14 protein-coding genes are annotated in these 14,969 nt (G+C 62.4%); 7 read left to right on the top strand and 7 right to left on the bottom strand.

Features of this window, described 5'->3' with window-relative positions:
* Positions 1-67: 67 nt before the first annotated feature.
* Positions 68-694 carry a class I SAM-dependent methyltransferase gene (locus tag HX898_RS29300; protein ID WP_180196463.1) on the top strand — a complete coding sequence of 209 codons (627 nt, stop codon included), beginning with the start codon at positions 68-70 and terminating at the stop codon, positions 692-694.
* A gap of 33 nt (positions 695-727) precedes the next feature.
* On the opposite strand, the gene HX898_RS29295 is transcribed toward HX898_RS29300, so the two are convergent.
* Genes HX898_RS29295 through thrC form a run of 4 tightly spaced genes read right to left on the bottom strand, consistent with a single transcriptional unit; the run spans position 728 to position 7,007 of the window.
* Positions 728-3,640: a sensor domain-containing phosphodiesterase gene (locus HX898_RS29295; protein WP_171601385.1), complete on the bottom strand. Its 2,913-nt coding sequence runs from the start codon at positions 3,638-3,640 to the stop codon at positions 728-730.
* The gene (locus tag HX898_RS29290; protein ID WP_129418199.1) at positions 3,637-4,251 is read right to left on the bottom strand and encodes a GNAT family protein; all 615 of its coding nucleotides are present in this window, start codon (positions 4,249-4,251) and stop codon (positions 3,637-3,639) included. Before HX898_RS29290 ends, HX898_RS29295 begins: the two co-directional genes overlap by 4 nt.
* Positions 4,252-4,280: 29 nt before the next feature.
* The gene (locus HX898_RS29285) at positions 4,281-5,579 is read right to left on the bottom strand and encodes a pitrilysin family protein (protein ID WP_180196462.1); all 1,299 of its coding nucleotides are present in this window, start codon (positions 5,577-5,579) and stop codon (positions 4,281-4,283) included.
* Positions 5,580-5,582: 3 nt separating this feature from the next.
* Positions 5,583-7,007, bottom strand: a complete 1,425-nt coding sequence (gene thrC, locus HX898_RS29280) for a threonine synthase (protein ID WP_180196461.1) — start codon at positions 7,005-7,007, stop codon at positions 5,583-5,585.
* Positions 7,008-7,272: 265 nt separating this feature from the next.
* Between thrC and HX898_RS29275 the strand changes: the two genes are divergently transcribed.
* Positions 7,273-7,920: a hypothetical protein gene (locus tag HX898_RS29275; RefSeq protein ID WP_180196460.1), complete on the top strand. Its 648-nt coding sequence runs from the start codon at positions 7,273-7,275 to the stop codon at positions 7,918-7,920.
* Positions 7,921-8,216: 296 nt separating this feature from the next.
* Here the strand turns inward: HX898_RS29275 and HX898_RS29270 are convergent, their stop codons facing one another.
* Entirely contained in the window at positions 8,217-8,906 is a 690-nt protein-coding gene (locus HX898_RS29270) for an HAD family hydrolase (protein WP_017990554.1), read from the bottom strand.
* Positions 8,907-9,092: 186 nt separating this feature from the next.
* A complete protein-coding gene (locus tag HX898_RS29265) occupies positions 9,093-10,922 on the bottom strand; it encodes a methyl-accepting chemotaxis protein (RefSeq protein WP_180196459.1) in 1,830 nt (609 codons plus the stop codon).
* Positions 10,923-11,123: 201 nt separating this feature from the next.
* On the opposite strand from HX898_RS29265, the gene HX898_RS29260 reads away from it, so the two are divergent.
* Both HX898_RS29260 and HX898_RS29255 read left to right on the top strand, forming a co-directional pair.
* Positions 11,124-11,333 carry a hypothetical protein gene (locus HX898_RS29260; protein ID WP_180196458.1) on the top strand — a complete coding sequence of 70 codons (210 nt, stop codon included), beginning with the start codon at positions 11,124-11,126 and terminating at the stop codon, positions 11,331-11,333.
* 257 nt (positions 11,334-11,590) lie between these two features.
* On the top strand, positions 11,591-12,064 hold the full coding sequence (locus HX898_RS29255; RefSeq protein ID WP_138328775.1) for a hypothetical protein: 474 nt from the start codon (positions 11,591-11,593) through the stop codon (positions 12,062-12,064).
* Between the two features lies 1 nt (position 12,065).
* Here the strand turns inward: HX898_RS29255 and HX898_RS29250 are convergent, their stop codons facing one another.
* Complete coding sequence (locus HX898_RS29250) at positions 12,066-12,752, bottom strand: metalloregulator ArsR/SmtB family transcription factor (protein WP_180196457.1); 687 nt, start codon at positions 12,750-12,752, stop codon at positions 12,066-12,068.
* A gap of 71 nt (positions 12,753-12,823) precedes the next feature.
* Between HX898_RS29250 and HX898_RS29245 the strand changes: the two genes are divergently transcribed.
* The 3 genes from HX898_RS29245 to HX898_RS29235 all read left to right on the top strand — a co-directional run bounded on the left by HX898_RS29245 (position 12,824) and on the right by HX898_RS29235 (position 14,842).
* On the top strand, positions 12,824-13,153 hold the full coding sequence (locus HX898_RS29245; RefSeq protein ID WP_017993201.1) for an NIPSNAP family protein: 330 nt from the start codon (positions 12,824-12,826) through the stop codon (positions 13,151-13,153).
* Positions 13,150-13,500, top strand: a complete 351-nt coding sequence (locus HX898_RS29240; RefSeq protein ID WP_180196456.1) for an antibiotic biosynthesis monooxygenase — start codon at positions 13,150-13,152, stop codon at positions 13,498-13,500. The genes HX898_RS29245 and HX898_RS29240 overlap by 4 nt, the downstream gene beginning before the upstream one ends.
* A 178-nt stretch (positions 13,501-13,678) precedes the next feature.
* Entirely contained in the window at positions 13,679-14,842 is a 1,164-nt protein-coding gene (locus HX898_RS29235; protein ID WP_180196455.1) for a site-specific DNA-methyltransferase, read from the top strand.
* Positions 14,843-14,969 lie beyond the last annotated feature (127 nt).

Genomic DNA, 14,969 nt, shown 5'->3' with positions numbered 1-14,969 from the left:
GAAGGGCGCAACGGGCTGATGGGCCTCTCGCTCATCAGGCCTCTTGTCTTGAAGGAGGAGTGCTAGGATGAGCACCGACCTGGATACCGTGCGGTCCTATGATACGGTCGCGGCGGAGTACGCTGCCGAGGCCGCGGCGATGCCCGAATGGGTCGCGACAGAGATCGATGCGTTCGTGACCGAGCTGGGCGGCTCGGGCAGGGTGCTGGAGATCGGAAGCGGTGGCGGGCGAGATGCACTTGAGCTTGAGAAGCGGGGAATGAGCGTCCGGCGCACCGACATTGCAAAGGGTTTCGTCGAACTGCTTCGCGAAAGTGGCTTCGAAGCCGACCTGTTGGACCCGCTGACCGAAGACTTGGCCGACCCGCAGCGTCCCGGCACGCCGTACGACGGGATCTGGGCCTGTGCCTGCCTGATTCATGTCGCGCGCGAGGATTTCGGCACGGTGCTTGGACGGCTTGCCGAGACAACCCGGACCGGTGGCCGATTGCACGCCTCGGTAAGAGAGGGCGAAGGCGAGGATGTGTCCACACACGGCAGTGCTGCAGCGCCCCGGCGCTACGTCGAGACGTACTGGCGCGAGCCTGCCCTGCGGTCCGCACTCACAGACGCCGGCTGGATCGTCAGCGAGGTACGTCGGTGCGTCGGAAAACCCCATGATCAGTGGCTGAGCGTTCGGGCGAGTCGGGCGTAACGCACATAGAACTTGCGGGAATGGCCGCTCCGCTCAGGCCCGTTTCGTCAGCGGAAAGCGGTCCCGCAGCAGCCGCAGCACCGATTCCGAAGGGATCGGCGGACCGAAAAGGTAGCTCTGGCCGTAATTGCAGCCCATCTTGGCGAGCTCGATCGCATCCTCGTTGGATTCGATCCCCTCTGCCACCACCTTCATGTCGAGCTCGCGCGCCATCGCGATCACCGACCGGAGCACGGTCGCCTTCTTGTCGCTGCTGTCACGCACCAGGGCCTTGTCGAGCTTGATCGTGTCGAAGGGGAAGCGGGTGAGATAGGCGAGCGACGAATAACCGGTGCCGAAATCGTCGAGCGCCAGGCCGATGCCGGCTTCCTTCAGCTTCTGCAGCACGAGGCGGGCCTGTTCCGGATTTTCCATCACCATGGATTCCGTCAGCTCGAGCTTGAGGCGCGAGGGCTGGCAATGCGTCTTGGCGAGAACCGAACGCACGTCGTCATAGAGCTCGTTGTTGAGCAGCTGCACGCTCGACAGGTTGATCGAGACGAAGATCGGCAATTCGCCGGTCTGATGCTGCCAGCTCATCAGATCGTTGGTCGCCTGTTCCAGTGCGAACATGCCGAGCGCGCCGATGATATCGGAGGCCTCGGCGATCGGGATGAATTCGGAGGGCGGGATATTGCCGCGTTTGGGATGTTCCCAGCGCATCAGCGCCTCGAAACCGGCGACCTCGACATCCTCCAGCCTTGCGATCGGCTGGTAGACCATCGACAATTCCTTGCGCTCGATGGCGCGGCGCAGATCCGTTTCCAGCTGCAGCCGGTCGGTGCCGAAGTCGCGGAAGGCCGGCTGGAACGGTTCGACGCGGTTGCCGCCGGCCCGTTTTGCCCGGTACATCGCAAGCTCCGCATCGCTGAGCAGGCCGGTGGCGCTCTCCTGCCGGTCGACCCAGGAGGCAAGGCCGACCGAGGCCGTCAGGATGATCTCGCGATTGGCGAAGTTGATCGGCACCATGATCGCCTTGCTGATCGCATCGGCAAAATCGGCGACCTTGGCCGGATTGTGCTCGGAAACCAGGATGAGACCGAACTGGTCGCCGGCAAGCCGCGCCAGCGTGTCCTGCGGTTTCAACAGCCGGCGCAGGCGCCGGGTCAGCGCGATGAGGATGTTGTCGCCGGCGGCAACGCCGAGCGAATCATTGACCAGCTTGTAGCGGTCGATATCGATCACCATCACCGTCGGCCTGAGCGTATCGCCGCCCGGCGCCAGCGCCAGCACCGACTGCAGCCGGTCGAGGAAGACCTGCCGGTTCGGCAGGCCGGTCAGATTGTCGTGCAGCGCATCGTGCAGCAGCCGCTCGACGGAATTCTTCTGCTCGGTCACGTCGACGATCGTGCCGACGCAGCGGATGATTTCGCCGTTCGAGCCGAGCACCGGCCGGGCGCGGATCAGCAGCCAGTGGAAATGCCCGTCCTCGGCGCGGATGCGGAATTCGTGGTTCAGCCGTCCGCGCCGGTGTTCGAGAAGCACGTCGAGCGTGGCGCGGAAGCGGTCGCGGTCGTCGGGATGCAGCCGCGGCAGCCAGTTGCGCGCCGCCCCATGCATGGCGCCCGGCGACAGGCCGAGCTTGATCGAGACGTCGGGAATGGTGACGACGCGGTCGCGCGCCACGTCCCAATCCCACACCATGTCGCCGGAGCCGGTCAGCGCCAGCGATTGCCGCTCGAGATCGGAAAACAGCCCCTGCTGGTAGGCGCCGCCGGCAAAAGCATGCTGCATGACGGTGAAGCCGATCAACAGCACGATCAGCACCAGGCCGCCGCCGAGCGCGGGCTGGATGATGTCGTTGTCGAGCCGTCCGGTGACCGTCAGCCACGCCCCGAACAGCCAGACCAGGATCAGCGCCCAGGCCGGCACCAAAAGGATGGCGCGGTCGTAGCGGTTGAAGCCGAGATAGATGATCAAAAGCAGCCCCATCGTCGCCGTCAGCGCGAAGGAAAGCCTGGCGATGCCGGCGGCGATCGACGGATCGTAGATCGCCACACCGAAGAGCAGGGCAAGGCCGAGCACCCAGGCAAGCGTGGCGTAGCCGAGATGCGCATGCCAGCGGTTGAGGTTCAGATAGGTGAAGAGGAAGATGACGAAACTCGACGCCAGCGCCACCTCGGCGCAGGCGCGCCATATTCGCTGGTCGGCCGAGGCGACGCTGATCAGCTTGCCGAGAAAACCGAAATCGACGCAGATATAACCGAGCACCGCCCAGGCGAGTGCTGCCGTCGCCGGCAGCATCGAGGTGCCCTTGACGACGAAGAGGATGGTCAGGAACACGGCGAGCAGGCCGGCAATGCCGAGCACGATGCCGCGATAGAGCGTGAAGGCGTTGATCGTATCCTTGTAGGCGTTCGGTTCCCAGAGATAGATCTGCGGCAGCTCCGGCGTCGACAGCTCGGCAACGAAAGTGATGACGGCGCCGGGGTTCAGCGTGATGCGGAAGACGTCGGCCTCGTCGCTCGGCTGCCGATCGAGCGCGAAGCCTTCGCTCGGCGTGATCGCGCTGATGCGCTGCGAGCCGAGATCCGGCCAGAACAGCTTGGAATTGACCAGACGGAAATGCGGGGCGACGATGACGCGCTCGAGCTGTTCTTCCGAGACGTTGGCGAGCGCAAACACCGCCCAGTCGCCCTGATGGTTCTCCGAGCTTGCCCTGACCTCGATGCGGCGGCGGATGCCGTCGGCGCCGGCCGCCGTCGAAACCTGGAAGGCTTCGCCCTGGTTGGCGTAGATCTCGGTCGTTGCCGTCAGATCGAGCGCGGTATCGTCACGGGAAATTTTTACCGGTTCGGCCGCCCGGGCAGCACCCGCCGCGAAGGCGAAGGCCGCTAGGAAAAGGGCTGCGATCACCGCGATCACTCGTCCGGACGGTGACTTGGGCAGCATGCGGTCTCTTGTCATCGGCTGTCGGTTTTCCTGCCTTTATCCGTATCGGTGGCGAGACGTGAAAACATCACATGGTCATGCCACTGACCGTTGATCTTTAAATATCCGCGCAGATAGCCTTCCTGTTGAAACCCGGCTTTTTCAAGCAGACGGATGCTGCGCGCGTTATCTGGAATACAGGCTGCTTCGATACGGTGCAACTCAAGCCCGGCGAAGATGTAAGGAATAACCAATTGCAGGGCGGCGAACATATGCCCCTGTCCGGCATGGCGTTCGCCCATCCAGTAGCCGATCATGCAGCTTTGTGCCGCGCCCCTTCGGATGTAGCCGATGGTGACGCCGCCGACGAGCGTCATGTCGCCTTTCAGGAAAATGAACAGCGGCACCGCCTGGCCCGAGGCATATTCCTGCTTGCCGCGGACGACGCGGGCGCGGTAGGCGCCCTCCGTCAGCTCGTCGCGCCGCCAGGTCGGCTCCCAGGGTTCCAGGAACTTGCGGCTTTCGGCGCGCAGCCGGTGCCACTGGTTGAAATCCTGGTAGCGCGGCAGGCGCAGGAAATATCTGTCGCTCTCCAGCTCCACCGCTTCCGGCTGCCGGTGCAGAAACCGAAAAACCGATTTTGGCATCGATCACTCCCGGCAGGACGGACGTCGGCTCAGCGGCTTGCCTGCAGCGTCTTCGACGCCGGGACCGAAAGCGAGGCGGTGATGTCTTCCATCGGCGCGAGCTGTTCCAACGGACCGATCGCCGAAAGCGTCGGCACAGTGTCATAGAACAGCCGGCCGGCGAGGTCGGTCAGCCGCTCGATGGTGATGCCTTCCAGCCGCTCCATCATCTCCGGATTGGAGATCGGCCGGCCGTAAAGCATCATCTGCCTGGCGATCTGACCGGCGCGGGCAGCCGGGCTTTCCGCACCCATCAACAGCTGGGCGCGGATCTGGGCGCGGGCGCGCTCGATTTCCTTCTGGTGGATCTGATCGGCCGACTTGTGCAGCTCGTCGATGATGACGGGCACCAGCTCCGGCAGGTTTTCACCGCCGGTTGCGGCATGAATGCCGAAGATGCCGGTGTCGGAAAATCCCCAGTGGAAGGCATAGACCGAATAACAGAGGCCGCGGAACTCGCGCACCTCCTGGAAGAGCCTGGACGACATGCCGCCGCCAAGGATATTGGCGAGGATCTGCGAGCAGTAGAAATCGCGGGCGTGGTAGGGCTTGCCTTCGAAGCCGAGCAGGATCTGCGCGTCCATCAGGTCGCGCGGTTCGCGCACGCTGCCGCCGATATAACGCGCCGGTTCCATGACGGGCGGCGCGGAAGGAGCCGTCGGCAGGCTGGCGAAACGATCCTCGACCATGCGCAGGAATTCTTCATGCTCGACGGCGCCGGTGGCGACCACGAACATGCGGTCGGTCGTGTAGTTGCGGCCGAGATAGCTACGGATCTGCTGCGGCGTGAAGGAGACGACGGTCTCCGGCGTGCCGAGTATCGCCCGGCCGAGCGTCTGGTCGCGATAGGCGACCTCGGAGAACCGGTCGAACACCACGTCGTCGGGCGTGTCGTTGGCGGCGTTGATCTCCTGCAGGATCACCTGCTTCTCGCGCTCCAGCTCCTCCTCTTCGAAGGCCGATTCAGTCAGGATGTCGGCGAGGATGTCGACGGCGAGCGGCACGTAGTCCTTGAGCACGCGGGCATAATAGGAGGTCGTCTCGGTCGAGGTGGCGGCATTGACTTCGCCGCCGACATCCTCGATTTCCTCGGCAATCTGGCGGGCCGTGCGGCGCGCCGTGCCCTTGAAGGCCATGTGTTCGAGCAGGTGAGCGATGCCGTGCTCGTTGTCCGTCTCGTTACGCGATCCCGATTTGATCCAGACTCCGAGCGCAACGCTTTCAAGATGCGGCATGGTCTCTGTGACTACTGTCAGCCCGGATTTCAGCCGGGTGCACTCAACTGTCATTGGCTATCTTTCTGCGCCTGCTGTCGTCTCGCCGCGGGCGTGCTTGCCGATAAAGGTTTCAACGGCTTTCAGCTCCGGTTTGATGATCTGGAAACGCTCCTCCCTTTGCATCAGATCAGCAAGCCACGTCGGAAGCGCCGGGTCAATACCGCAGGCGGATTTTACGGCGACGGGGAATTTCGCCGGATGCGCGGTCGAAAGCGTCACCATCGGCGTATTCGGTTTTTCTTTCTTGGCAGCGACGAAGACGCCGATCGCCGAATGCGGATCCAGCAGATAGCCGGTCTCGGCATGGGTCTTGCGGATCGTCTCGGCGACCTGCTTCTCGCTGGCGCGCCCGGAGCGGAAGTCGCGGCGGATCGCCTTCAGCGCTTGGCTGCCGATCTCGAAGCCGTTGGATTGCTTGAGGCTTTCCATCGCCGCGCGCACCTTCGAGGCGTCGCGATCATAGGCTTCGAAGAGCAGCCGTTCGAAGTTCGACGAGATCTGGATGTCCATCGACGGCGAACTCGTCGCCTTGACCGCCTTCATGTCGTAGCGGCCGGTCTTCAGCGTCCGCGCCAGGATGTCGTTCTCGTTGGTGGCGATCACCAGGCGGTCGATCGGTAGGCCCATGCGCTTGGCGCAGTAGCCGGCGAAGATATCGCCGAAATTGCCGGTGGGCACCGTGAACGAGATCTTCCGGTCCGGTCCGCCGAGCGCCACCGCCGCCGTGAAATAATAGACGATCTGGGCCATGATACGGGCCCAGTTGATCGAGTTGACGCCGGAAAGTCGGACCTTGTCGCGGAACGCCACGTCGTTGAACATCGCTTTCACGAGGTTCTGGCAATCGTCGAAATTGCCCTCGACGGCAAGCGCATGCACGTTTGGTGACGACGAGGTCGTCATCTGCCGCTGTTGCACCGGCGAGACCTTGCCATGCGGGAAGAGGATGAAGATGTCGGTACGCTCCCGGCCGGCAAAGGCGTCGATCGCTGCCCCGCCGGTGTCGCCCGAGGTGGCGCCGACGATCGTCGCCCGCTCGCCGCGTTTTTCCAGCGCATAGTCCATCAGCCGGGCGAGCAGTTGCATCGCCACATCCTTGAAGGCGAGCGTCGTGCCGTGGAAGAGCTCCATGACGAAGCTGTTCGGCCCGGTCTGGACGAGCGGCGCGATCGCCGGATGGCGGAAGGTGCCGTAGGCCTCGTCGATCATCGCCCGGAACGTGTCGTCGGGGATCTCGCCATTGGTAAAGGGCGACAGGATGGTGAAGGCGACCTCCTGATAGGTCTTGCCCCTGAGCGCCCGGATCTCCTTCTTGGAAAAGCTCGGCCATTTGCGCGGAACATAGAGCCCGCCGTCGCGCGCCAGCCCGGTCAAAAGGGCCTCGCAAAAGCCGAGGGCAGGGGCCTCGCCGCGGGTCGAGATATAATCCACGTTCGTCATCCTTTGATCTTATTGCTGGAGGAAGTCTGGCTGGGTGCGGTGGTGGCGAGATTCGCCGGAAAGCGTGAAGGGGCCGTCCTGCCGGCGTGCCATTTCAGGTATCTTGTTGAAGTTGCCCGCATCCGGCGTCGAAAAGTGCATCAAAACGGCGCTTACCCAATCGATTTTTGTTTGCGCCGCTGATATAGACCATCGCAAACCGTCGTGAAAGGCCCCGCGGAAAAGACATGGGGCCTCCAAGAAGCGCTTATACAAGGGATGGAATATGGTGCTCGGCAAGGTCTCGCGTCTCATCGTCTCCGCATCTTTTCTTGCCCTGCTTACCGGTTGCAACTCGCTCGGCATAGGTGGCGACAGCAAGCCGGCGGCGCCGGCGACCCAGCCGAACGGAACCGCCCAGATCATGCCGCTGGCGCCGGCCAACCCGTCCTCGAACAATCCTTCGATCGGGACCGCCACGACGGCGCAGGGCACGGTCGCTCCCGTCGTCCAAGGCGCCTGCCCGCAGATCTTCATGCGTGACCAGGATGCGATCTTCCGCACTTATGCCAAGGGCAAGAAGGACGATCCGCAGCAGATCGTCTTCCAGGCCTCCTTCGGCGATTACACCCGCCAGTGCACGCTGAACGACACGAACCTGACGATGACGGTGGTTGCCCAACTGCGCCTGATCACCGGCCCGGCCGGCACGCCAGGCCCTGTGACGCTGCCGATCCGCATCTCCGTCGTCGACGGCGAGACCGTGCTCTATTCCGAGGTCACCAAATTCCCGACCGAAATCCCGCCGGGCGCGCCGGGCACACAGGTCATCTTCCGCAAGGACGGCATAACGATGCCGGTCGGCTCCGGCGCTCTGGTGCGCGTCAATATCGGCTTCGACACCCAGCCGGCGAAGACCAAGAAGAGCAGCTAGGGCAATTCGGCGACTGCTACCGAAATCCGGATGCACGACCTTCCCTCATTCCTGTGCTCGTCACAGGAATCCAGCCACGGCGCGTCCGCGCCGTGATTGACTCTCATCGACGAAGCCTTTCTCTTGCGCCCAAGGACTTGGGCGCACTGGATCCCTGTGACGAGCACAGGGATGAGGAAGGAGAGGGCGTGCTCGCCTGACACGGCATTCCGGCTTGATCGCTACCATTCTGCGTGGGCCCGGCAGAGTCAAAGCGTGGTGTCAGTCCATAGCCCGCGGATTTGGCCTGAAGCGCTTCAGAGAACGTTGTCCCAGGCCGCCAATGCGGCGACGACGCCCGGCAGGTCGTTCATGCGGGAGATTGCCGTTTCGGCGCCGGCATCCGTCAATTTGTCGGCATGGGCGGGATAGCTGTGCGAAGCGCCGGTAAAGCCGATGACGCGCATGCCGGCGGCGCGTGCCGCGTGTACGCCATGGACGGAATCCTCGACCACGACAACCTTGTCAGGCGAAACGCCCATCTGGCTTGCGCCATGCAGGAAGATGTCGGGCTTCGGCTTGACGCGGTCGGGGCCAAGATCCTTGGCGGAAAAGATGTTCGGCGCAAACAGCGGCTTCAGCCCCACCTTGGTCAGCATCATGTCGAGCCGCTTGGTGCTCGAATTCGAGCAGATGCAGCGCTTGATCGGCAGCCTGGAGACGGCGAATTCAACGCCTGGGATGGCCTGGACGTCCTGCGCCAGCCTGAGGTCGAGCATATGCTCCGACTTGTCGAGCAGGGAGGCCGAAAACGGGATGCTTGCCTCGCGCTCGATCTGCAGCAGGATGTTGCGCCACGTCATGCCGGCGAAGCGCTCGCCCATTTCCTCGGCGTCGATCGGATATCCGGCCTCTGTCAGAAGCGCGGATTCGACTTCCGCCGCGATGATTTCCGAATCGACGAGAACGCCGTCGCAGTCGAAGATGATGAGGTCGAAGCCGTCCATATGTTCACGCCTTGCTGAAAGTCTGGGTCTTGTCCGGGAATGCTGCGGCTTTACACGATGCCCGGCCAAAGCTCAACCAGATCTCAAGCATGGCTGCGATGCGGCAAGCGACCGGCTCCGGCGTCGCTGCCGGATCGGTCGTGTCGGGTTGACTTGGGAATAACAATGGCGAGCAGATAGAAGCCGTCAGGCCGCCAGCTGCCCACCCCGGCGTCCAGTTGCAGATTGCGAAGCTGTCGCCCTAAGCCTGAACCGGGAAACGAGTTCGCGCAGCTTGGCAGCTTCCTCGGCAAGCTGGCCGGATGCCGCGGTGGATTGCTCCACCATCGCCGCGTTCTGCTGGGTCACCTGGTCCATGGAATTGACGGCGGTGTTGACTTCGGCAAGGCCGGTCGACTGCTCTCTGGCCGATACGGCGATAGCATCCATGTGCTGATTGATCCGGGCAATCTGTTCGCTGATCGCCTTCAGAACCTGGCTGGTGTCGAGAACCAGCTTGACGCCGCTTTCCACCTCCACCGACGATTTCTGGATGTGGCCTTTGATTTCCTTTGCCGCCTGAGCCGATCTCTGGGCGAGTTCGCGGACTTCCTGGGCGACCACCGCAAAGCCCTTGCCCGCGTCGCCGGCGCGCGCCGCTTCGACACCGGCGTTCAGCGCCAGCAGATTGGTCTGGAAGGCGATCTCGTCGATCACGCCGATAATGCTGGAGATCTGCTGCGACGAGGCCTCGATACGGCGCATGGCTTCTTCGGCATGCGAAACGACCTCGGAAGACTTGGCAGCATTGCGGTTTGCATCGGTCGCTTCAGTGCGCGCCTCGTCGGTCCGCTTGCTCGAGTTCGAGACATTGGCGGTGATCTGATCGAGCGCTGCGGCGGTTTCTTCGAGCGAGGCCGCCTGCTGTTCGGTTCGTTTCGACAGATCGTCGGCCCCGGATGCGATTTCCCGCGTGCCTTCGTCGATGGCGGCAATGGCGGCCGCGATCGCACTGAGCGTCTGGTCGAGCTGCCGGATCGACATGTTGAAATCATGCCGGAGGTTTTCAAAGTCCGGGGCGAAGGGTTCGTCGATCTGGAAGGCGAGATCGCCGGATGCAAGCCTCTTCAGGCCTGCGGCGAGGCCGGATGTCGCCGCCCGCAGCCGTTCGGCGGCATCTTCGTCAGCCTGCTTTCGGGCCGTGACCCGCTCTGTTTCACCCTGCAATCGAGCCGCCTCGGCATCTTTTTCGAGTTGCTTGTTGGCAATCGCCGCCTGGCGGAAGACTTCGACGGCCGATGCCATCGTTCCGATTTCATCGGTGCGGCCGATCCCGGTGCAGGCAATCGCCGTGTCACCGCCGGCGAGCCTTTGCATATCGCCGGAAAGCGAAAGGATCGGCTTGGTGATGGTCTTGCGGGTGAGGAAATAGAGACCAAAGGCGAAGAGCACGGCCGAAGCCAAAAGGGCTTCCAGAACAATATCGACCGACGCCTTTATATCAGAGCTGCGATTGGAAATTTCCTCGGATGCAGCACTGATCTGATCGCCGGCCTGTTCCATCGCCGCTTCCAGCGTCGAGAACTGCGTCATGAACTCCGGCAATGCCTTCAAAGCTGCCGTGGGGTCCTTACCGGCAAGTTCGACGATCTGAGTAGCACTTGCGATATAGGCAAGCAGGGGACGTTCGACGCCGGCAAGGATCGTTTTCGTCTTGTCGTCTGCGGCAAGAGCCTTGTTGGCGTCAAGCATCTCGCGGAACGACGCCTCATGCTCCGCCAGATCGGCCTTCACCGCGGCAGCGTCTATGGCTGCTGCCGGATTGGACGCCAGCAATGATGCGAGCGCATCCGAGCGCAGCGCGTCATGCATCATGTCGGCCTGCATGTGGTTGCGCAGAATTTGGGACGACCGGGCAACCTCGGCGTTGTTTTCGGAGAGGATCGACGCGGACCAGATGCCGACACCCGTGGCGCCACCCGCCAGGGCGAAAATCGCGATGCTCGCAATGATGATCTTATGCTGGATCGATGCCATGACAGGACTCTCTCGTTAATTCAGAACGTGAGAGTAGTCGAACATGCTTAACTATTTTCTTAACACCAGTCGCTTAGTGGCGTGAAAACAACAGGTTGCAGTGGATGTTTCATTTTCGATGAAAAGTTGAGCTGTGGGGTCGAGGCTCATTGCTGCTTCACGGTCCGGGGCGTACCATGCATGTGCAAGAGGAGAGGGACCATGAGGCTTTCAGCTTTCGTCCGACCGGCGGCAGCCGTAGTGCTGCTGTTTGCCTTCACATCCACCGACGTCATCGCCAAGGGCAAGCACCGAAGCTGTGCGCAGCTGAAGGCGATGAAGGATAATGCCCTGACCGGCGGAAAGCATGCCGGGGATGGCACCGACAAGAGAGCCAAGATCGAAAGGAAGATGAGGAAGAAAGGCTGCTAGAGGTAAGCCGCCGATAGCTTGCGAGCACCTGGAGAACATGGTCTGGCAGCAGGTGAGCCTGTTGCCGAGACGGCAGAGATGCGCCTTCGTTGAGGATGGCGCGACATCCATCAAATCCGCCTCATGCCAGACTAACCGCGGCCCGGGGACTACCTTTGGCATTCTCATGCACTAGATGGCGATCGAGGAGGACGTCACCGCCGCTATCGGGAGGAGAACAAGCGGCATGCCCAAGAACGGATGAAGAGGAAGACTGCATGACGATCGAGGACATCATCGAAACCCTGGAAAAGACTGACATGCCCGACAGCCGGATCGACGCCTTCATCACCTGTGCCTTTCTGTTGAAGCAACTCCGGCCGGCCGAGCCCAACGATTTCGACGGTCCTCACGACTACATGCCGAGCAGCATCAAGTCAGAGCACGGCTTCCTGATGGCGCGGCCCTTCACACACGACGTCAATCACGCCATCGATCTGTGCCGGGAAGTCCGGCCGGATGCGGTTTGGCACCTTGCCCGCGGCCGCCAGGCAGCGGACGAGTCGCTTTACGGTGCGCAGCTGCGCAAGATCCGGGAGGACGAAAGCGTGCTCGGTGAAGCCGAGAGCAATCACGCGGCGCTGGCGCTGACGCTGGCGGCGCTGCGGGCGCATGTGCGGCAGGAAGATGAAAAGAGGGCAGGTGGTGAGAGGCTGAATACTGCCTCGGAACCTCTTGCAGATCCGCAATAACCTACGGATCGACCGGAAAAAGCTTCAGGAACTGCCGATCGCCTTCCGGAGAGAACAGGATCGAGCGGCTTTCGGCCGTTCGCCGCACCCAGCCCTTGTCGAGGAAGCTTGAAAGCAGGGCCTTGCCGAGGCTGCCGGCGAGGTGGGCGCGTCTTTCGCTCCAGTCGAGGCAGGAGCGGCAGAGCGGGCGGCGCGACGATCTGAGGTCGCCGACATCGATGCCGATGCATTCGAGATCGCTTTCGCCCTTTTCCGTCAGCGCCAGGCCGTCTCCGACCGCGTCGATCGAGCCGGAGGCAATCAGGCTGTCGAGCATGCGCACGCCGTAATCGCCGGCCAGATGATCGTAGCAGATGCGCGCCTTGCGCAGCGCCGGCTCCTTCGGTCCCGGCTGATGGCGCAGATGCCCGCGTCCGGCGGCAAAGCCCATCATGCTTTCGATCAACCGGGCGACGGCCTCGTCGGCCAACGTGAAATAGCGATGGCGCCCCTGCTTGCGCTGGGCAAGCAGCCCACCGGCTTCGAGCTTGGCGAGATGCGTGCTTGCCGTCTGCACGGTGATGCCGCCGACGCCGGCAAGCTCGGTCGCGGTCAGCGCCCGGCCGCCGGTCAGCGCCGCCAGCATGTTGGCACGCGCCGGATCGCCGATCAGCGCGCCGATCTGCGCAATGTCAGGACCTTCCTTCATACTTCGATCGTAACCGAAGCATCGCCGTCAGGCAATGTGCGAAAAAGGATCGACAGCAAAGGAGAAACGATATGATCACCTGCTTCATCCGCTATCAGATCGACCCCTTCAAGAAGGAGGCGTTTGCCGAGTATGCCCGCAATTGGGGCCAGGCGATTCCGAAAAATGGCGCCGACTTGATCGGCTATTACGGTCCCCACGAGGGATCGGCAACGACGGCTTACGGCGTCTACAATATCGAGAGCCTCGCCGCCTACGAAGCCTATCGCGCCAGGCTGGCTGCCGACCCGCTCGGCCGCGAGAATTATGAATTTGCCAGACGCGAAGGCTTCATCCTGAAGGAGGATCGCATCTTTCTCAAAAATGTCTCCGCCCCTCACGCAAAGCTGGTGCTGCCATGATCGCCGTCATCTTCGAAGTCGTGCCCTATATGGGCGAACGCCACAAATATCTGGATCTCGCCGGCGAGTTGCGCACCGAGCTCGAAAAGATCGACGGCTTCATTTCGATCGAGCGTTTCGAGAGCCTGACAACCCGCGGCAAGCTGCTGTCGCTCTCCTTCTTCCGCGACGAGGAGGCGGTGAAGGAATGGCGCAATCTCGAGGCTCACAGGGCAGCCCAGCAGGCCGGACGCGGCGGCATCTTCGCCGATTATCGCCTGCGGATCGCCAGTGTCGTCCGCGATTACGGCATGTTCGAACGCTACGAAGCACCTGATGACAGCCGCAGGGTTCACGACGCCGCCTGATCGCCGGCGGCGGCATTCTTGCCGCCGCTCGGCAGCGGGCCGGCGTCGGCAAAGTCTGCCGCTCACGCATCGGCCGCCCGAATAAATTCCCGAAATCGGCCACCGCTTCAGGCTTTGGTAACTAAGTTGCGTAACCATAACGGACAGTTAAGCGTAGAGCGTATGAGTGAGTATCAGAATGGCATCAGTTTTTCCGCTTGCCGACCTCAAGGCTTCCGTCAAGTCTGATCCCCGGCCGGGATCCCGGTCGGATTCCTGGCCGGCTTCTTGGGTTGACACGATCATCAAGGGCGATTGCGTCAGCGCCCTTGAAGCTTTGCCCAGCCACTCCGTCGATATCATTTTTGCCGATCCGCCGTATAATCTCCAGCTCGGCGGAACGCTGCATCGTCCCGATCAGTCGCTGGTCGATGCCGTCGACGACGAATGGGATCAGTTTGCCTCCTTCGAGGCCTATGACGCCTTCACCCGTGCCTGGCTGCTGGCCTGCCGGCGGGTGCTGAAGCCGACAGGCTCGATCTGGGTGATCGGCTCCTACCACAATATCTTCCGCGTCGGCGCCACGCTGCAGGATCTGAATTTCTGGATCCTCAACGACATCATCTGGCGCAAGACCAACCCGATGCCGAATTTCAAGGGCCGCCGTTTCCAGAACGCCCATGAGACGATGATCTGGGCAAGCCCCAGCGCCAAGGCCAAGGGCTATACCTTCAATTACGATGCGCTGAAGGCCGCCAATGACGACGTGCAGATGCGCTCCGACTGGCTGTTCCCGATCTGCAACGGCAGCGAACGGCTGAAGGGCGAGGACGGCAAGAAGGCGCATCCGACGCAGAAGCCGGAAGCGCTGCTCGCCCGCGTCATCATGGCCTCGACCAAGCCCGGCGATATCGTGCTCGATCCCTTCTTCGGCTCGGGAACGACGGGCGCCGTCGCCAAGCGTCTCGGCCGCCACTTCGTCGGTATCGAGCGCGAACAGGATTATATCGATGCGGCCTCGGCTCGCATCGCCGCCGTCGAGCCGCTCGGCAAGGCGGAACTGACCGTCATGACCGGCAAGAAGGCCGAAGTCCGCGTCGCCTTCAACGTGCTGGTTGAAAGCGGCCTGATCAAGCCCGGCCAGGTGCTGACCGACGCCAAGCGCCGCTATAGCGCGATTGTCCGCGCCGACGGCACGGTCGCTTCCGGCGGCGAGGCCGGCTCTATTCATCGTCTCGGCGCCAAGGTGCAGGGTCTCGATGCATGCAACGGATGGACCTTCTGGCATTTCGAAGAAGGGCAGTCCCTGCGCCCGATCGACGATCTCAGGTCCGTCATCCGCAGTGATCTGGCAAAGGCGTAGTGAGCAGCGCCTCTGACGGATCGAAACCACCTTCTTCCGATTTCCCTCCAGTTGCGGAAGAAGACCAAGGCGCCCGGGGTCAAACCCGGGCGTCCTCTATTCAGAGCAATTCCAGCAAAAGTGTGCC

The organism is Rhizobium sp. WYCCWR 11128, assembly GCF_013416305.1.
Classification (GTDB): domain Bacteria; phylum Pseudomonadota; class Alphaproteobacteria; order Rhizobiales; family Rhizobiaceae; genus Rhizobium; species Rhizobium indicum.
Note: the sequence above shows the minus strand (reverse complement) of the source record. Positions and strands in the feature narration are given on the sequence as shown.